Genomic DNA, 16,907 nt, shown 5'->3' on the forward strand with positions numbered 1-16,907 from the left:
TCCGGCGTGAAGATGCGCACCCGACGGGTCGTGCGCGCATCCTCAGCCGCCATGACGAACGTGCTCTCCGCGTAGTTGAACTCCCGCGTGATGGCCTGCAGCGTTTCCGTGGGAAGTCCTTCAGCGCCAAACACCACGGCAAGCTGATTGCCGGTGAAGGGCACTGACGTGAACACATCGGCGGTGACGTAACGCAGCGTTCGCATGGTCATTCAGTGAAAGAGATCAGGCGCCGAGGAACGGGTACTTCCAGTCGAGCGGCGAGGCGAACGTTTCCTTGACCGTGCGCGTGCTCACCCAGCGCATCAGGTTGCTCTTGGAGCCGGCCTTGTCGTTGGTGCCCGAACCACGCGCGCCGCCAAACGGCTGCTGACCCACCACGGCACCGGTGGGCTTGTCGTTCACATAGAAGTTGCCGGCCGACTGACGCAGCGCTGCCATGGCCTCGCGCACCGCATTGCGGTCACGTGAGAACACCGCGCCGGTGAGCGCGTAGGGCGAGGTGCTGTCGACCGTCTCGAGGATCTCGTGCCACTTGGCATCCTCGTACACGTGCACCGTGAGGATCGGGCCGAACAGCTCTTCGCACAGCAGACGGTAGTTCGGATCCTTGGTTTCCACGATCGTGGGCTGAATGAACCAGCCCTTCGAGTCGTCGGCGCCGCCACCGGCCACGATGCTGGCATTCGCCCGTGCATCATCGAGTGCGCCCTTGAGCCGCGTGAACGCGCGCTGGTCGATCACGGCGCCCACGAAGTTGGAGAGGTCGCGCACATCGCCCTGCTTGATCTCGGCCATCATCGCCACGCAGCGCTCCTTCACCGTCGGCCACAGCGACGCCGGGATGTACGCACGGCTGGCCGCCGAGCACTTCTGGCCCTGGTACTCGAAGGCGCCGCGCACCATGCCCACGGCGAGTGCCTGCGGGTCGGCGCTGGGATGCGCGACGATGAAGTCCTTGCCACCCGTCTCGCCCACGATGCGCGGATAGGAACGGTACTGATTCATGTTGCCACCCACGGTCTTCCACATGCTGTTGAAGACCGCAGTGGAACCCGTGAAGTGCACGCCGGCCAGGTCCCGGTGCGTGAGAGCAATGTCGGAGATCATCGCCGGGTCACCCGGGATGAAGTTGATCACGCCCGGCGGCAGCCCCGCTTCCTCGAGCAACTGCATGGTGTACCACGATGATAGCAGCGCGGTGGCCGACGGCTTCCACAGCACCACGTTGCCCATGAGCGCCGGGGCGCCCGGCAGGTTGCCGCCGATCGCGGTGAAGTTGAACGGCGTGACTGCGTACACGAAGCCTTCCAGTGGACGATAGTCGAGCTGGTTCCACATCGTGTGATCGGACAGCGGCTGCTCGTGATACAGGTCCTGCGCGAACTGCACATTGAACCGGAAGAAATCGATCAGCTCGCATGCGGCGTCGATTTCGGCCTGATGCACCGTCTTCGACTGGCCGAGCATGGTGGCCGCGTTCAGCGTGTCGCGCCACGTGGTGGTGAGCAGTTCGGCCGCGCGCAGGAACACCGCCGCACGATCTTCCCAGCGCCAGCGGGCCCACTCCGTTGATGCCGCCGCAGCGGCAGCGATCGCCTCACGCACGAGTTCGGGCGTGGCACGATGATAGCGCGCGAGCACCTGCTGGTGATCGCAGGGGTTGTGCACTGTACCGATGTCACCGGTCTGGATGCGACGCCCGCCAATGACAATGGGAATCTCGACGGTTTCGCCCGACATCTGCGCAAGGCGCGCCTGGAGGCTTGCACGCTCCGGAGACCCGGGCGCATAGCTGCGCACCGGTTCGTTCACGGCAACGGGCACACGGCGCACACCGTCGAATGGCGCATGAGACATCGGAAATCTCCGGCAAGTCAGGATTTTGAGAGAGAACCTCAGGCCGGGAAAGCTAGCGTCGGGGCGTTCCCTGAGTACCCTTCGCAGATGGTCTACAAGTTCCTCCTCGGGGCCGTGCTCTGCCTGCCGTTGGCAGCGTGTGAGCAGCCCGCCCTGACCTGGGCTGATGCTGCGCCCGAACGCACGGCCAATCCGTCGCCTTTGGCGCACCCGCCGTTCGTGCCCTACGACTCCACGTTGGTGGCCAACACGCCAGCGGCGGACTTCCTCGAGACGCAGGATCGCCTGCGTGAGGCGGGAGCGTCGTCATTGCTGTTTGAACGCCTGTCGGCCATGCCGGAGGCCACGCAGCACCTGACATCGGCGGCAACCATTCCGTCCACGGCCACGGGGCAGGCCACGGATGCCCCACTGGGTGACGGGCTCGCGCCGCTCGATGCCATGCGGTGTGCCCGCTCACTGCGCATCGTGACGGCAGCGGGGCGCGATCCGAAGCAGGGACATGGTCAGGTGGCCGCATGGTGGACGCGGGCTTCCAACGGCCGTGTGTTTCTCATGGCCGCGTGGCGCGATTCCGTGCCGGGTGAGCCGATGCAGCCCACATGGCGTGGCCCGATTCCCGTCGACACGCTCGATCAGGGTCCGGGTGATGCACTGGCTTCCGAGCGTGGCGCATACGGCTGTGCCCGTCCCGCACCCAGTCTCTCGGTGGACAGCATCAATGGCTATGTCCATGTGGCCTACGCACTGACCGGGCCCGAAGGCCCCGGCATCTTCTACGCCCACCAGATGACGCCGCACGCGCTGTTCGAGCCCCCGGTGGCGGTGCTGTATGGGGCACGTCTTGGCGAAGTGCGCGTGGCGTCCGACGGAGATCTCGTCGCGGTCACGTATGAAGATCCCAACGGCCGCGGTCGGGGGCGCGTCGGACTCGCCGTCTCACGTACGGCCGGTCATATCTTTGAGGAGCGGCAGACGGTGAGCGTCGGCAGCACCGACTCACGCGATCCCCATGTGTCCGTGCGTGGCCGCGCCGTGGTCGTGGGATGGAGCGAGTTCGCGACGCCGACCGCTGAACCCACGTTCCTCGTCCGCCGTGCGCGCATTCACTGATCGTCACGCGCCCGGCTTCTTCGGTTTCGCTTCCTCACCACTACGACGTCCATGTTGCTGCTCGGTTCCCACTGCCTCGACGAAGGCGGCATTCCGATGGCCGCCCGTCGCGCCGGTCGCGCGGGCATGCAGGCGCTGCAGGTCTTCAGTGCAGTGCCCAAGTTTTACAACGACAAAGTCGGCGTGAAGCCGGAACGACTCGCGCGCTGGAACGAGGCGCTGGGCATCGCCGGCATCCGTGCCGAGCATGTGATCGTCCACGCGGCCTATGTGCTCAACTGCGCCACGCCCGATGAGGAGAAGTGGGCGCGTGCCGCGGCCGGTCTCGCCAAGGAGTTCGAACGGTCCACATTGCTCGGTGTGGGCGGTGTGTGCTTCCACCCTGGCGCAGCCACCGATGGTGATCGTGACGCGGCCATCGCCCGTGTGAGCGAAGCCATGCGGCGGGCCCTGGCGGCGGTGCCCGAGGGACGTACACGTCTGCTCATCGAGAACACCGCGGGTGCCGGGACCACGGTGGGACGCACGCCCGAGGAAGTGGGGGCCATGCTGCGCGGTATTCCCGACGACCTGCGGCACCGCACCGGTTACGGACTCGATACCTGCCACCTGTTCGCATCCGGCTTTCCGATCGCCGAATCGCGCGCTGCCCTGACCGGCGTACTGGATGCCTTCGAGCAGGCTACCGGTGAACCGCCGGCGTTCCTGCACCTCAATGACAGCGAGGGGGCGTGCGGTTCCAACAAGGACCGCCATCGTTGCATCGGTGAGGGACTGATCGGCGCGACGCCGTTCGGATGGCTGCTGCAGGACCGTCGGGCGCAGGACATTCCGCTCATCCTCGAAACGCCGCAGGAGATCGAGACGGTGGCGGACGACGACGACACCCCCGATCCCTGGGACGTGAAGTCGATCGCGTTACTGCAGACACTCGCACGCGAAACGGCGTAGTCGCGCCGTTTCCCCTGCGCGTTGGATGCACGCAGCGAGCGCATTTCGTCACGCGTCGCTGCGTTTCCGAGGGGGAAACGGCCGCGTGCAGAGGGAAAAACGCAAAAAAAACGTCATTCTCAGAGGGAAAACGCACTTGGCCCTATTGCGCGCCTAACCCGTGATTGTAGTTTGTGGCCGTCCGCGAGGCCCGTTCCGACTTCGCGCGATCAGTCGAGATCCAGTGAGGGCTCGACATGACCCATACGGTCACCACATCAGGAGACGACATGGCCGCTGCGAAGAAGTCCGCGAAGAAGGCTGCAAAGAAGGCTGCTCCGAAGAAAGCCGCTGCGAAGAAGGCTGCTCCCAAGAAGGCCGCGCCGAAGAAGGCTGCTGCCAAGAAGGCTCCGGCCAAGAAGGCCGCTCCCGCCAAGAAGGCGGCCCCGAAGAAGGCTGCCAAGCGCACGCCGAATGCGGCGTTCATGAAGGCGCTGACCCCGAGCGCGGACCTCGCCGCCGTCGTCGGCGACAAGCCGCTGCCGCGCACCGAAGTGGTCAAGAAGCTCTGGGCGTACATCAAGAAGAACAACCTCCAGGACAAGACCAACAAGCGCAACATCAACGCCGACGACAAGCTCAAGGTCGTCTTCGGCGGCAAGAAGACCGTCAGCATGTTCGACATGACGAAGCTCGTGTCGGCGCACCTGAAGTAACCTTCCTCGGTCTTCGCCGTATGTTTGAAGGGGCGCGTCCTGCCGGATGCGCCCCTTTAGATTTCGCCCCGTCTTTGCCGGCTGTCCCCTGTCACTCCACCCGCTCTGCCCGTGGCCACGAAGAAGTCCGATCGTTCCGGTGAACGCTCCAGCGTCTCCGCCCTGCGCAGCGGGAAGTCTTCCTCGAGCGCATCGGGAAGCGGCGTCAGCGCCTGGGAGAACATCAAGGCGGTGCTGGTCACCGTCGCGATCTTCCTGGCCATCCGCACGTTCCTCATCGAGGCGTATCGGATCCCCTCGGGCAGCATGATCCCCACACTGCTCGTGGGTGACTGGCTGTTTGTGAACAAGCTCGCGTACGGCCCGCACGTCCCGTTCACCAGCATCAATCTGCCGGGCTACGATGAACCGGCGCGTGGCGATGTGGTGGTGTTCGTGTCGCCCAACCAGGTCGACCAGCCGGAAGATCCCAACCCCACACTGGTGAAGCGTCTGGTGGCGGTGGCCGGCGACACCATCTGGATGCGTGGCGGGCTGCTCTACGTGAACAACATGGCGCAGCGTCAGGGCTTCGGCGCACAGCAGAATCCGCGCGGCGATGGTGGCTTCTCGCATCCCCTGTTCACCTGGCAGCACCAGTTCGAAGTGCGCGGTACGCCCGGCGGTGACCCGCCGGCTTCTCCCACCCTGGACGATTGGGGTCCGCTCGTCGTGCCGGCCGGTCATCTCTTCATGCTCGGCGACAATCGCTACGACTCCAAGGACGGACGCTACTGGGGCATGGTCCCACGCGAGAACGTGCGTGGTCGACCGGTGTTCGTGTACTACTCGTACAATGCCGACCAGAGCGAGCGCCCTCTCCCGTTCCTCACCGACATCCGGTGGGGACGCATCGGTGACGTGATCCGCTAGCGGCCATGCGACGCCCGCTGGCTTTCGCTGCACTGGTGCTGGGCACCGCGCTGACCACGCCTGCGATCGCGCAGGCGCAGCGTGCCGCGGGTGTCGCGGCGGGCACCGTCCGTACCGACACACTGTGGGCCCAGGCCCTCGGTGTGAAGAAGGCGCTCACGGTGTACCTGCCGCCGTCCTACGCACGGGAAGCCAGTCGCCGCTATCCCGTGCTGTACTACCTGCACGGCAAGACGGGCAATGAGCGCAACTGGGTCGACGCCGGCGCGCTGCATCGCACCATGGACTCCCTCGTGGCGGCCGGTGCACCGGAAGCCATCATTGCCATGCCCGACGGCGACGATGGCTGGTACACCACATGGGGTGTGCTCCCCGACATGGGGCCCTGTGAACGCGATACCACACGCCGCGAGCCCGCCGCCACGTTCTGTGTGCCGTGGACGCGCTACGATGACTACATCACGTACGACATCGTGCGCTGGATGGACAGTCACTATCGCACCCGCGCCGATCGGGCGCACCGCGGCATCGCTGGACTCAGCATGGGTGGGTACGGTGCCATCACCCTCGCCCTGAACTATCCCACGTATTTCGCGGCGGCGGCCAGCCACAGCGGTGTGCTGTCGCCGCGTCTGTTGCCCGACAGTGTGCAGAAATCCCGCGGCGTGGTGTACGCGCGCGACCGTGATGAGATGGCGCTCGCTGCCCGCTCACTCTGGCCGCAGCTGTGGACGGCCTTTGGCCATGACAGCATCGCGTGGCGCGGGCGGGATCCCCAGGTGTACGCCGAACGCCTGGCCGCGCAGGTCAAGGCGCGTCGGGCCGCCTGGCCCGCCTTGCTCATCGATGTGGGTGTGGACGATCCGTGGCGCGCCCAGAACGCGGACTTCAATGCTTCGCTCAACCGGATGGGCGTTCCGCACACCTATGGGGAATGGCCCGGTACCCACAACTGGGACTACTGGCGCGCGCATTCGCCGGAAAGCCTGCGCTTTCTGCTCGATCGCGTCGCGCGCTAGTTCGCAGGAAGTCCGTAGCAACTCCGCCGCAACTCCGCAGGGACACTCTGGGACCGATCGCAGCCCTTCTGGGCTGGCGGCTCGCAGGTGGGGGCGTAGCTTGCGAAGATGTCCCGGTTCTTTCCGCGCGAGGTCATCCATTGGGGCGAAGAGCGATTGCATCCGCTCCGCGCCTTTGCCATCCGCACCGTCGAACCGGCGGGTATCACCGGGATCGTGATGCGCCTCTGGCGTGTCCTGATGCTGGGCACCGACAACTGGGTGCTGTTCGTCGCCGGCGTCACCGTGGCGCAGCTGTTCCTCTGCGGCATGCTCACCTGGCACCTCGGCAACTTCCCCGTCAGGCGCTGGCCGCTACGGGTGCTCGCCTTCCTCATCATCGAGGTGGCCGTCGAGCTGGGCATGAGCTCCCTGCTCATTGCCTTCGGACGGGAGCGGCTGGGCTCCCAGCTCGCAACGTGGGGCGACTGGTGGCCGTTGGCTGCACAGACCCTGTTGCAGCGCGCCGTGGTCATCATCCCATTTGCGCTCGTCCTCGCCCTCGTCGTGCAGTTGGTGCGGCGTACGGTCGACCAGCGCAGCAGCGATCGCGGCAATGATCGCAGCAACGATTCGCGTCAGGACGCCTGGTCGGCGGACTGACCACACCCTCCTTCCCGTTCGTGCACATGGTTCGCACCCGACGTAACGCCCTGCTGGCCAGGACGCTGGTCCTGCCGCTCGCCCTCCCGCTCGCCGCCTCCGTCCTCGGTGCACAGCCAGTGGTCACGCCTGCTACGCCCGGGGCTCGCACGTCAGGCTCCACGGCCGCCGACACGCTGCGGCCATTTGGCACGCTCCGCGAGCAGGCCGCGCAGCAGCAGAAGTGGCTCGAGCTGCGCATGGAGCGCACGCTGCCTGCGCTCATGCGCCGTGAGGGCGTGGACATGTGGGTGGTGCCGATGCGCGAATACAACGAGGACCCGCTCTTCAAGGCGCTGGTCTCGCCCACCACGTTCTCGGCCCGTCGGCGCACCATCTACGTCTTCTTCGACCGCGGGCCGAAGGACGGCGTGGAACGCATCGCACTGGGCGGCACCTCGCAGGGCAACGTCTACAAGGCCGTGCGCAGCATGAAGCCGGTGGCCGCACCGGCTGCCGGCAGCCGCGACGCGAGCCGTCAGGCCGAGCTCTGGGGCGATGAGCAGTGGAACGTGCTCAAGCAGGTGATCGAGGAGCGCAAGCCGCAGAAGATTGCGATCAACACGTCGCGCATCTTTGCGTTCTCCGATGGGCTTTCGAGCGGGGAGAAGGAGGGCATGCTGGAAGCGCTCGGTCCGGCGTGGAAGGCGCGGGTGGTGAACGCCGAGGCGCTGGCCGTGGACATGATCGCTGCCCGGCAGCCGGAAGAAGAGGCGATGTTCCGCGAGCTCAATCGTGTCGCCTGGGAGATCATCAGCGAAGCGTTTTCGAGCAAGGTCATCAAGCCCGGTGTCACCAAGGCTGACGATGTGCTGTGGTGGATGCGTCAGCGCGTGAACGATCTGGGCCTCAGCACCTGGTTCCAGACCAGCGTGGAGGTGCAGCGGCAGTTCGGCAGCCCCGAGCTGGTGGGCGTGAATCCCACCATTCTCCCGGGCGACGTGCTGCACTGCGACTTCGGCATCACCGCGCTCGGCCTCAATACCGACACGCAGCATATGGGCTACGTGCTCAAGCCGGGCGAGACCGATGTGCCGGCCGGACTCAAGAAGGCGCTGCAGGCTTCCAACCGTCTGCAGGACATCACCAACGAAGAGCTCAAGCCGGGCCGCACCGGCAATCAGGTGCTGGCTGCGGCGCTCAAGCGCATGCGCGACGAAAAGATCGACGGCACGCTCTACTCGCATCCGATCGGCCTGCACGGCCACGGTGCCGGTTCGCTGATCGGTCTGTGGGACTACCAGGACGGTGTGCCGGGGCGCGGGGATCACAAGATCATCCCGGGCATGTGGTATTCCATCGAACTGCAGGCCACCACGGCGGTGCCGGAGTGGAGCAACCAGCTCGTCCGTTCGGCCCAGGAAGAGGACATCATCATCGACGCCAGCGGCAAGGTCCGGTGGGCATTCGGCCGTCAGTCCACGTTCCACGTCGTGCGCTGACTAGATTTCCGTATGGCCAAGAACAAGCGATTGATCGTTGTCGGGGACCGCGTGCTCGTGAAAACCGAGGACGGCGATCAGCGATCGAAGGTGGGGCTCTACCTGCCGCCTACGGCGGTGGACAATCAGGCGGTGCAGGGTGGAGAGATCGTCTCCACCGGCCCGGGGCTGGCGTTGCCGGATCTCGCGGAACAGGGCGAGGAACCGTGGCGCATCGGTGGTGCTTCGCATCGTGAAGCCCGCTATGTGCCGATGCAGGCCCAGGTGGGCGACTTTGCGTTGTTTTTCCGCAAGGCGGCCGTAGAGATCACCTTCGAGAACGAGCAGTATCTCGTGGTCCCGCAGGCGGCGATTCTCGCCCTGGTACGTGAACCGCGCGACGATATCCCGGACTACTGATGTATCCAGAAAACATGCTCATCCCCATGCGTCAGGAACTGACGCGCCTGGGCGTCGAGGAACTGCGCACGGCGGAAGACGTCGATGCGCGCATCGGCGGCAACACCGGCACGATGCTGGTGGTGGTCAACTCGGTGTGTGGCTGTGCCGCCCGCAATGCGCGGCCGGCCATCGCCACCGCGCTGGCCCACGCTGTCACGCCCGATGCAAGCACGACCGTATTTGCCGGACAGGATCGTGATGCCACCGAGCGGGCTCGCGACTACTTCACCGGCTACCGTCCGTCGTCACCCAGCATTGCCCTCATGAAGGGCGCCGACGTGGTGTTCATGCTCGAACGCCACCAGATCGAAGGACGCAGCTCGGCCGAAATTGCGGCAGACCTCACCAACGCCTTCGATCAGTACTGTACCGCTTCGGTCTGACACTTTCGGCGTTGGTTGCCGTACGGCTTCCTGACACCTAACGTGGTACCCGTGTGGCGCGCCCCGATTCTTCCGAACGGGGCGCGTTCGCGCGTCGGCCCTTCTGGACCAAGCCCGTTGGGTGTCCATCAAGCGTCTTCGCGTTCATCCACCGTCTGCGTTTCTCCGGAGCTTCTCCATGTCACTCGGCGATTTCCTGCGCAAGCAATTCATCGACGTCATCCAGTGGACCGAATCCGGTCCGGGTGTCCTGATGTACCGCTTCCCCATGCAGGACATGGAGATTCAGAGCGGTGCGAAGCTCACCGTGCGCGATTCGCAGCTGGCGCTCTTCGTCAACGAAGGGCGTGCGGCCGATGCGTTCACGCCGGGGCTGCACACGCTGGTCACGTCCAACCTGCCGATCCTCACCAACCTCCTGAACTGGGACAAGGCTTTCGAGTCCCCGTTCAAGAGCGACGTGTACTTCTTCTCCACCCGTCTGCAGACCGGGCAGCGGTGGGGCACGCAGCAGCCGATCACCATCCGCGACCGTGAATTCGGTGCGGTACGGCTGCGCGCGTTTGGCATGTACGGTTTCCGCGTCGCCAATCCGGCCGTGTTCCAGCAGAACGTCGGTGCCACGGATGCCGAGTACACGGTGACGCAGCTCGAGCCCGCGCTGCGCAACGCGATCATTTCGGGATTCACGTCGGCGTTTGCCAATGCGCAGGTGCCGTTCCTCGACATGGCCGCCAATCAGGCGCAGCTCGCCACGCAGATCGCCGCGTCGGTGCAGCCGGCGTTCGAGCAGCTTGGCCTCAAGCTCGAGTCGTTCACCGTCGAGAACCTGTCGCTGCCCGATGAGCTGCAGAAGCGTCTCGATGAGCGCATCTCGATGAATATCATCGGCGACATGCGCACGTACACGCAGTTCCAGGCGGCGCAGTCCATCCCGATCGCTGCGGCCAACGAGGGTGGCATGGCCGGTCTCGCGGCCGGCCTGGGCGCTGGTGTGGGACTCGGTGGGGCCATCGCCAATGCCCTGTCTGGTGCAGCGGGTGCGCCGCAGTCACCGGGCGTGGCGGTTCCGCCCGAGCGCATGGCGCCGCCGGTGTCGCCCACGGCCGATGCCAAGTTCTGCACGAATTGCGGCACCAGGATCCCCTCGATCGCGAAGTTCTGCTCGGCCTGCGGCACTGCGCAGACCTGACCGTCGCATTCTTCGCACGGTCGAGCCTTCGTGATTCCTGCCTCTGCCGCGGGACGTGAATGGGTGGTGGAGGCGTTCGGGTGTGAGCCCGGGCGTCTCGCCAGCCTGTCGGCCCTGCACGCGCTGTTCGACGCGATGATTGCCGAACTCGCATTGCACCCGGTGGCACCGGCGCAGTGGCATCGCTTCCCGGAGCCCGGTGGCATCACGGGCATGGTGATGCTGGCCGAGTCGCATCTCACGGTGCACACGTTTCCCGAGCATGGTTCGGCGTGCATCAACCTGTTCTGCTGCACGCCGCGCGCATCGTGGGCGTGGCGCGAGCGGCTTGGTGAGCTGCTCGGTGCCGACGACGTGGTGGTGCGGGAGTTCGCGCGCGATTACGTGGGACCCGTGGTGCGCGTGGGTGCGGGAGAGGCACGATGACCGTCCCGCAACCACATGGCGCGACCTGTCCAAACTGTGGAGCGCCGGTGCGCTTCCTGTGGGCGCAGGCGGTGCAGACCACCTGTGCCTACTGCAAGTCGGTGCTCGTGCGTCGCGACCTTGATCTCGCGAAAGTGGGCGAGCAGGCCGACTTTCCGGCCACGGGCTCACCCATCCAGATCGGCACCGAAGGACGGTGGCGCGAGCGCACGTTCGTGGTGGTCGGGCGACTCACGTACGCCTGGTCGCGCGGCCGCTGGAACGAATGGCACTGCATCATGAACGATGGCCGCAGTGCGTGGCTGTCCGACGCGCAGCTCGAGTATGCCATGACGGTGGAGATCGGCGCCTCGAGCGACATGCCCGATGTGAATCAGGTGCAGGTGGGTGAACGCTATACCTGGGGTGACACCACGTATCAGGTGGCGACCATCACCACCGCGTTCTACGTGGGCACCGAAGGCGAGCTGCCGTTCACCAGCTACGACAACAGCACCTCGCGATTCATCGATCTCACCAGCCCCGATGGTCGTTTTGCCACCATCGATGGCTCGGAGCGTCCGCCGCTGTTGTACCTGGGCGAATACCTCGGCTTCGACGAACTGGCGTTTCGCAACCTGCGCGAGTTCGAGGGATGGTGATGACTACTCCCGCGCCGCGGGTGCCAAAAGCGGCTGCGCTCAACTGCAGCTCCTGTGGTGCGGCCATCGAGCTGCACGCCATGGGGTGGGCGGTGAGCGTGGTGTGTGCCGCCTGTGGCGCCACCATGGATGCCACCGACGCCAACCTGCGCATTCTGCAGCATGGCGATGGTGTGCGTCTCAAGCCGAGCATCCCGTTGGGCACGCGGGGCACGTGGAAGGGCACCGCGTGGGAAGTCATTGGCAGCCAGCAGGTGACCATCACCGTGGAAGAGGTGGACTACTCGTGGGTGGAGTACGTCTGCTTCAATCCGTGGCGCGGGTTCCTGTATCTCTCGGAGTATCAGGGACACTGGAACGTCATCGAGAAGCTGCGTCGTGCGCCGGAGCGCGAACGGGGCGGTGTGCGGCCCACAGTCGATCTGGGGGGCGTGACGTACATGCACTTCCAGACCGCGCGTGCACGCACCACCGCCGCGCTGGGTGAGTTCCCGTGGGAACTGCGGGTGGGTGACGAGGTCATCGCGCGCGACTTCGTATCGCCGCCGTATCTGCTGAGCGCCGAGGGCTACGAGGAAGAAGTCACGTGGTCGCAGGGCACGTACACGCCGCCCGATGTGATCGCCAAGGCGTTCAATCTTGGCAAGGACGCGTTGATCAAGCCGATCGGCGTGTTCGCGAATCAGCCCAATCCGTACGGCGACCTTCCAAAGAAGATCTTCAAGCTGTTCGGGCTGTCGGTGGTGGCGCTGTTCGTGATGTTCCTGGCGAACGTGGTGCTGTCGGGCAATCGCACGGTATTCCAGCAGGGATACGCGTTCACGCGTGGCACCGAGGACCAGGCGGCGTTCGTGACGCCGGTGTTCGAACTGGATGGCCGGCCTTCGGCGGTGTCCATCGACATCGAGTCACCGCTCGACAACGACTGGTTGTATCTCACGCTCGCGCTGATCGAGGAGAACACCGGCGAGACGCGCGAAGCGTCGCGGCAGGTGAGCTACTACAGTGGCACGGACAGCGACGGCAAGTGGACGGAAGGTTCGCGCAGTGGAACCGTGCGTCTGGCCACCGTGCCGGCGGGTCGGTACTTCCTGCGCGTACAGCCCGAGGGTGGTGAGCCGGCCAAGCGGGTGGCCAACTACACCATCAAGGTGCGCCGCGACTCTCCGTTCTACGGACTGTACTTCGTGGCGTTCTTCGCACTGCTCATTCCGGCCATCTTCGCGGTCGTGCCGTCGGCGTCGTTCGAGCGGCGCCGGTGGGCGGAGAGTGACCATGCACCCGTCAGCAGCGATGACGATGACAGCGGAGGCGACGATGAGTAGCGCACGCCGAGGAATCGCCTGATGGGTCCTCGCACGTATGCAGTGTGGGCTATGCTCATACTTGGCCTGCTCGGGACGGCGCAGTATCGCGGGTGGTCATTCACACGCGCCGGCATGGCCAAGAACAATCCCCGGTCGGTGCGCGAGAATCCCGGCGCCTACCGTTCCGTCTACTACATTCCGGGGCGTACGCCCCGCGGCAAGTGAGGCCTCGGCACCATGGACATGTTCATGCAGAACCTGATCAACACGGCGGCCTTTGGTCTCATCGGCGTCGTCATGTTCGTCGTGGCGTTTGTCATCATCGACCTGCTCACGCCGGGCAAGCTGTGGGATGAAATCGGCACCAAGCAGAACACCTCGGCCGCCATCCTGATGGGATCGGTCGCGATCGCCCTCGGCATCATCGTCGCTGCGGCGATTCATTGAGCGGCACGCGCCGCTCGCGTCTTTGAGGTAGCCACAGGCTCACCGTGCCGCTTGCGCTTTTTCTCTCGGTCTGCCTGATCGCGGCCTGCGGGCTCATTTACGAGCTGGTGGCCGGTGCACTCGCGTCGTACCTGCTCGGCGACAGCGTCACGCAGTTCTCCACCATCATCGGCACGTACCTGTTCGCCATGGGGATCGGGAGTTGGCTGTCCCGGTTCGTGGTGAAGGGTGTGGTGACGCGTTTCGTGCAGGTGGAGATGCTGGTGGGCGTGGTGGGCGGCCTGTCGTCGCTGCTGCTGTTTTTGTCGTTCGCCTACACCGATGCCTTCCGCCCCACGCTGTATGGCATCGTGCTGCTCATCGGCATTCTGGTGGGTCTCGAGATCCCGCTGCTGATGCGCATCCTGCGCGACCGCTACAGCTTCAAGGATGTGGTCGCGAACGTGCTCACGTTCGACTACATCGGCGCGCTGTTCGCCTCACTGCTGTTCCCATTGCTGCTGGTGCCGCGCCTCGGGCTGGTGCGCTCCGCCCTGCTCTTCGGCGTGATCAATGTGCTGGTGGGCCTCTGGAGCACCTGGCTGTTCCGCGATGCGCTGCCGCAGCGGCGATCGTTGCAGATCACCGGGCTGGTCGCGCTGCTCGTGCTGAGCGGCGGTCTCTGGAAGGGGCAGGCCATCACGTCGCTGGCCGAGGAGGGCATGTACGCCGATCCGGTCATCATGGCGAAGGACACGCGCTACCAGCGCATTGTGCTCACCAGTTGGAAGGACGACCTGCGGCTGTACCTCAACGGCCACCTGCAGTTCGCGTCGCGTGACGAATACCGCTATCACGAGGGGCTGGTGCATCCCGGGCTCGCGGCAGCGCGAGCGAAGGGACGCGTGCTGGTGCTGGGCGGTGGTGACGGCCTGGCGGTGCGCGAGATCCTGCGGTACCCCGACGTGCAGCACGTGACGCTGGTCGATCTCGACGAAGGCATGACGGCGCTGTTTCGCACGCATCCGCGGTTGACCGCACTCAATGCCAATGCGCTCAACGATGCACGGGTGCAGGTGGTGAATGCCGATGCGTTCACCTGGCTCGACAGTCATGCCGCGCAGTTCGACTTCGTGGTGATCGACTTCCCCGACCCGTCCAACTATCACGTGGGCAAGCTGTACACCAGCGCGTTCTATCGGCTGGTGCAGCAACACATGGCGCCGGGTGCCGCGCTGGTGGTGCAGAGCACGTCACCCATGTTTGCGCGGCAGTCGTTCTGGAGCATCGTCACCACGCTCGAGGGGGCAGGGCTGCGCACGTGGCCGTATCACGTGTATGTGCCAAGCTTCGGCGAATGGGGGTTCGTGATCGCGAGCCGCGACAGCTATGCGCCGCCGGCTGCGCTCCCGGAGCAGCTGCGTTACCTCACCGCCTCGACCATTCCGTCGTTGTTCGACTTCCCGGCAGACATGCAGCGGGTGCCGGCGCTGGCCAATCGTCTGAACGACCAGGTGCTCGTGCGCTACTACGAGCACGAGTTCGACGCGATCAACCGCTGATCGCGTGACACCAAGTCGACGCGACCTGCTCAAGTCGCTGGGCGCGATGGCGTTTGCACCAGCGTTCGCGCCAGCTCTGGTTGGGCTTTCGCGCAAGGGCCATGTCATCGGCGGCGGGTTCATCGCCGATGGCAGCGCAACCGGTCACGCGGTACGCGACGGCAGTTTGCGGCAGGGCGCGCGCGGCGCGCGGCGGGAACTGCGCACATCGGTCGCCATCGTTGGCGGTGGCATGGGCGGCCTGTCGGCGGCCTGGCAGCTCGATGCGCTGGGCATGACCGATTGGCTGCTGCTGGAGATGGACACGCACACGGGTGGCAATGCGCGATCCGCGCGTCCCGATGGTGTGCCGCTGGCCGATGCCGCGCGGATTCGGGCTCCGTGGGGCGCCCACTACGTGCCGGTTCCGGATGCCGACGCGGTGCATGTGCGGCGGCTGTTTCGTGAGCTGGGGGTACTGAGCGCCACCGGCGAATGGGATGAGCGCACACTCTGCCACACGCCGCAGGAACGCCTCTGGCAGCACGGGCGGTGGCACGAAGGGCTCGAGCCCATGGATGCGATCAGTGCGGCCGACCGTGCGCAGTTCGCACGGTTCGATGCCCGCATCGACGAGCTGCGTGCCACCCGCATGTTTCGTGTGCCGGGTGCCATGGGACACGAGGCGCGTCGCCGTGCGCTGGCAGCCGGTGGTGCGGCAGCCCGAACGGCGCGCGGAGTCGAGGAACTCGACACGCTCACCGCCGATGCATGGATGCGCCGCGAGGGATTCACCGCGCCTGCTTTGCGCTGGTGGGTGGAGTATGGCACGCGTGACGACTTCGGTGCATCGTTGCAGCAGGCCAGCGCCTGGGCGGCCGTGCACTACTTCGCGGCTCGTGACAGCGAAGAACATGGCCCCCTCACATGGCCCGAGGGCAATGACTTCATCGCACAGGCGCTCACCAAGCGCCTGATGGCGCGTGCGTCACGCGACGGCGGGCCGCGCATTCACACCGGCGCGGTGGCGTGGCAGATCGCGCGCGAAGGCAAGCGCTGGGTGGTGGACACTCCGCAGGCGCGCATCATGGCCGACGCAGTCATCTGGGCGGCGCCGATGTTCGTGTTGCCGCGCGTGTTTCCGACTATCGAGTTGCCCAACGTGCTGGAGTATGCGCCGTGGGTCGTGGCCAACGTGGTGCTGCACCGCATGCCCGACGAACGCGGCGCGCCACTGGCCTGGGACAACGTCATCTACGGCAGCCCGTCACTCGGCTATGTGAACGCCGGGCATCAGCTGTTGGGGCGGCCCACGCTGCCCGTCGTGTGGACATGGTATCATGCCGTGGTCGATCGCCCGGCTGCCGAAGGCAGGCAGTGGCTGCAGCAGCGACCGTGGACCGAATGGCGGGACCAGATCGTGCAGGATCTCACGCGCGCTCACCCGGACATTGCCGACTGCATCACCCGCGTCGATATCATGCGATGGGGGCACGCGATGGCACGGCCCAAGCCGGGACTTCTGCATCGCCTCCTGCGTCTGCGCGATTGGCAAACACCTCCGGGTATGTTTCTGGCCCATGCCGATCTCAGTGGCATGAGTTTGTTTGAAGAAGCGCAGTGGCACGGTGTGGCCGCGGCTACGCGTGCGTTTGCACTGGTTGGAAAGGGTGGCAGTGGTCGGGCTCCGGCCACTCGGGACGATGAGGAGGAAGGGCGATGAACACGGACGCGATGCAATGGCCCGAACCGGCGCCATCACTGGCCCGGGCGGTGGCTGCCGAATTCCGTCTGCTCAGCGAGATCGGGCGGGGCGGCATGGGCGTGGTGTACCTCGCCGAGGACACGCGTCTGCTGCGCCGCGTCGCGATCAAGAC

Annotated in this window: 19 protein-coding genes; 17 read left to right on the plus strand and 2 right to left on the minus strand. The window is 65.6% G+C overall.

Annotated elements, in window-relative coordinates:
- Both VGE27_RS02785 and pruA read right to left on the minus strand, forming a co-directional pair.
- A partial coding sequence (locus VGE27_RS02785; protein ID WP_331048106.1) for a PhzF family phenazine biosynthesis protein occupies positions 1 to 212 on the minus strand: 212 nt, incomplete at its 3' end.
- Between the two features lie 13 nt (positions 213 to 225).
- A complete protein-coding gene (gene pruA / locus VGE27_RS02790; RefSeq protein ID WP_331048107.1) occupies positions 226 to 1,860 on the minus strand; it encodes an L-glutamate gamma-semialdehyde dehydrogenase in 1,635 nt (544 codons plus the stop codon).
- 87 nt (positions 1,861 to 1,947) lie between these two features.
- On the opposite strand from pruA, the gene VGE27_RS02795 reads away from it, so the two are divergent.
- From VGE27_RS02795 to VGE27_RS02875, 17 genes are all read left to right on the plus strand, one after another.
- Complete coding sequence (locus tag VGE27_RS02795) at positions 1,948 to 2,973, plus strand: hypothetical protein (protein WP_331048108.1); 1,026 nt, start codon at positions 1,948 to 1,950, stop codon at positions 2,971 to 2,973.
- A gap of 51 nt (positions 2,974 to 3,024) precedes the next feature.
- Positions 3,025 to 3,924: a deoxyribonuclease IV gene (locus VGE27_RS02800; protein ID WP_331048109.1), complete on the plus strand. Its 900-nt coding sequence runs from the start codon at positions 3,025 to 3,027 to the stop codon at positions 3,922 to 3,924.
- A 269-nt stretch (positions 3,925 to 4,193) separates the two neighbouring features.
- A complete protein-coding gene (locus VGE27_RS02805) occupies positions 4,194 to 4,619 on the plus strand; it encodes an SWIB/MDM2 domain-containing protein (RefSeq protein WP_331048110.1) in 426 nt (141 codons plus the stop codon).
- A 111-nt stretch (positions 4,620 to 4,730) separates the two neighbouring features.
- On the plus strand, positions 4,731 to 5,531 hold the full coding sequence (lepB, locus tag VGE27_RS02810) for a signal peptidase I (protein WP_331048111.1): 801 nt from the start codon (positions 4,731 to 4,733) through the stop codon (positions 5,529 to 5,531).
- Between the two features lie 5 nt (positions 5,532 to 5,536).
- Positions 5,537 to 6,550: an alpha/beta hydrolase family protein gene (locus tag VGE27_RS02815; RefSeq protein ID WP_331048112.1), complete on the plus strand. Its 1,014-nt coding sequence runs from the start codon at positions 5,537 to 5,539 to the stop codon at positions 6,548 to 6,550.
- A gap of 108 nt (positions 6,551 to 6,658) precedes the next feature.
- On the plus strand, positions 6,659 to 7,192 hold the full coding sequence (locus tag VGE27_RS02820; RefSeq protein ID WP_331048113.1) for a hypothetical protein: 534 nt from the start codon (positions 6,659 to 6,661) through the stop codon (positions 7,190 to 7,192).
- A gap of 26 nt (positions 7,193 to 7,218) precedes the next feature.
- A complete protein-coding gene (locus tag VGE27_RS02825) occupies positions 7,219 to 8,673 on the plus strand; it encodes a M24 family metallopeptidase (protein WP_331048114.1) in 1,455 nt (484 codons plus the stop codon).
- A gap of 12 nt (positions 8,674 to 8,685) precedes the next feature.
- Positions 8,686 to 9,072: a co-chaperone GroES gene (locus VGE27_RS02830; RefSeq protein ID WP_015894876.1), complete on the plus strand. Its 387-nt coding sequence runs from the start codon at positions 8,686 to 8,688 to the stop codon at positions 9,070 to 9,072.
- The gene (locus VGE27_RS02835; RefSeq protein ID WP_331048115.1) at positions 9,072 to 9,497 is read left to right on the plus strand and encodes a BrxA/BrxB family bacilliredoxin; all 426 of its coding nucleotides are present in this window, start codon (positions 9,072 to 9,074) and stop codon (positions 9,495 to 9,497) included. Before VGE27_RS02830 ends, VGE27_RS02835 begins: the two co-directional genes overlap by 1 nt.
- Before the next feature lie 178 nt (positions 9,498 to 9,675).
- Positions 9,676 to 10,689, plus strand: coding sequence for an SPFH domain-containing protein (locus tag VGE27_RS02840; protein ID WP_331048116.1), 1,014 nt, complete (start codon positions 9,676 to 9,678; stop codon positions 10,687 to 10,689).
- A 30-nt stretch (positions 10,690 to 10,719) separates the two neighbouring features.
- Positions 10,720 to 11,115 (plus strand): S-adenosylmethionine decarboxylase, encoded by a 396-nt coding sequence (locus tag VGE27_RS02845; protein WP_331048117.1) that lies wholly within the window; start codon positions 10,720 to 10,722, stop codon positions 11,113 to 11,115.
- Positions 11,112 to 11,756, plus strand: a complete 645-nt coding sequence (locus VGE27_RS02850; protein WP_331048118.1) for a DUF4178 domain-containing protein — start codon at positions 11,112 to 11,114, stop codon at positions 11,754 to 11,756. The genes VGE27_RS02845 and VGE27_RS02850 overlap by 4 nt, the downstream gene beginning before the upstream one ends.
- On the plus strand, positions 11,750 to 13,081 hold the full coding sequence (locus VGE27_RS02855) for a DUF4178 domain-containing protein (RefSeq protein WP_331048119.1): 1,332 nt from the start codon (positions 11,750 to 11,752) through the stop codon (positions 13,079 to 13,081). The genes VGE27_RS02850 and VGE27_RS02855 overlap by 7 nt, the downstream gene beginning before the upstream one ends.
- A 21-nt stretch (positions 13,082 to 13,102) precedes the next feature.
- The gene (locus tag VGE27_RS02860; RefSeq protein ID WP_331048120.1) at positions 13,103 to 13,288 is read left to right on the plus strand and encodes a hypothetical protein; all 186 of its coding nucleotides are present in this window, start codon (positions 13,103 to 13,105) and stop codon (positions 13,286 to 13,288) included.
- 12 nt (positions 13,289 to 13,300) lie between these two features.
- The gene (locus VGE27_RS02865; RefSeq protein WP_331048121.1) at positions 13,301 to 13,510 is read left to right on the plus strand and encodes a DUF350 domain-containing protein; all 210 of its coding nucleotides are present in this window, start codon (positions 13,301 to 13,303) and stop codon (positions 13,508 to 13,510) included.
- Between the two features lie 44 nt (positions 13,511 to 13,554).
- Positions 13,555 to 15,051, plus strand: a complete 1,497-nt coding sequence (locus VGE27_RS02870) for a polyamine aminopropyltransferase (protein WP_331048122.1) — start codon at positions 13,555 to 13,557, stop codon at positions 15,049 to 15,051.
- A gap of 4 nt (positions 15,052 to 15,055) precedes the next feature.
- Positions 15,056 to 16,753 carry an NAD(P)-binding protein gene (locus tag VGE27_RS02875; RefSeq protein WP_331048123.1) on the plus strand — a complete coding sequence of 566 codons (1,698 nt, stop codon included), beginning with the start codon at positions 15,056 to 15,058 and terminating at the stop codon, positions 16,751 to 16,753.
- The last annotated feature ends 154 nt before the right edge of the window (positions 16,754 to 16,907 follow it).

The organism is Gemmatimonas sp., assembly GCF_036405635.1.
In the GTDB taxonomy this organism is placed as follows: domain Bacteria; phylum Gemmatimonadota; class Gemmatimonadetes; order Gemmatimonadales; family Gemmatimonadaceae; genus Gemmatimonas.

What these genes read in the sequence shown, in the direction of transcription:
- pruA (WP_331048107.1), bottom strand. Translation starts at nt 1,860, where the DNA reads ATGTCTCATGCGCCATTCGACGGTGTGCGCCGTGTGCCCGTTGCCGTG.
- VGE27_RS02795 (WP_331048108.1), top strand. Translation starts at nt 1,948, where the DNA reads ATGGTCTACAAGTTCCTCCTCGGGGCCGTGCTCTGCCTGCCGTTGGCA.
- VGE27_RS02800 (WP_331048109.1), top strand. Translation starts at nt 3,025, where the DNA reads ATGTTGCTGCTCGGTTCCCACTGCCTCGACGAAGGCGGCATTCCGATG.
- VGE27_RS02805 (WP_331048110.1), top strand. Translation starts at nt 4,194, where the DNA reads ATGGCCGCTGCGAAGAAGTCCGCGAAGAAGGCTGCAAAGAAGGCTGCT.
- VGE27_RS02815 (WP_331048112.1), top strand. Translation starts at nt 5,537, where the DNA reads ATGCGACGCCCGCTGGCTTTCGCTGCACTGGTGCTGGGCACCGCGCTG.
- VGE27_RS02820 (WP_331048113.1), top strand. Translation starts at nt 6,659, where the DNA reads ATGTCCCGGTTCTTTCCGCGCGAGGTCATCCATTGGGGCGAAGAGCGA.
- VGE27_RS02825 (WP_331048114.1), top strand. Translation starts at nt 7,219, where the DNA reads ATGGTTCGCACCCGACGTAACGCCCTGCTGGCCAGGACGCTGGTCCTG.
- VGE27_RS02830 (WP_015894876.1), top strand. Translation starts at nt 8,686, where the DNA reads ATGGCCAAGAACAAGCGATTGATCGTTGTCGGGGACCGCGTGCTCGTG.
- VGE27_RS02835 (WP_331048115.1), top strand. Translation starts at nt 9,072, where the DNA reads ATGTATCCAGAAAACATGCTCATCCCCATGCGTCAGGAACTGACGCGC.
- VGE27_RS02840 (WP_331048116.1), top strand. Translation starts at nt 9,676, where the DNA reads ATGTCACTCGGCGATTTCCTGCGCAAGCAATTCATCGACGTCATCCAG.
- VGE27_RS02850 (WP_331048118.1), top strand. Translation starts at nt 11,112, where the DNA reads ATGACCGTCCCGCAACCACATGGCGCGACCTGTCCAAACTGTGGAGCG.
- VGE27_RS02855 (WP_331048119.1), top strand. Translation starts at nt 11,750, where the DNA reads ATGGTGATGACTACTCCCGCGCCGCGGGTGCCAAAAGCGGCTGCGCTC.
- VGE27_RS02860 (WP_331048120.1), top strand. Translation starts at nt 13,103, where the DNA reads ATGGGTCCTCGCACGTATGCAGTGTGGGCTATGCTCATACTTGGCCTG.
- VGE27_RS02865 (WP_331048121.1), top strand. Translation starts at nt 13,301, where the DNA reads ATGGACATGTTCATGCAGAACCTGATCAACACGGCGGCCTTTGGTCTC.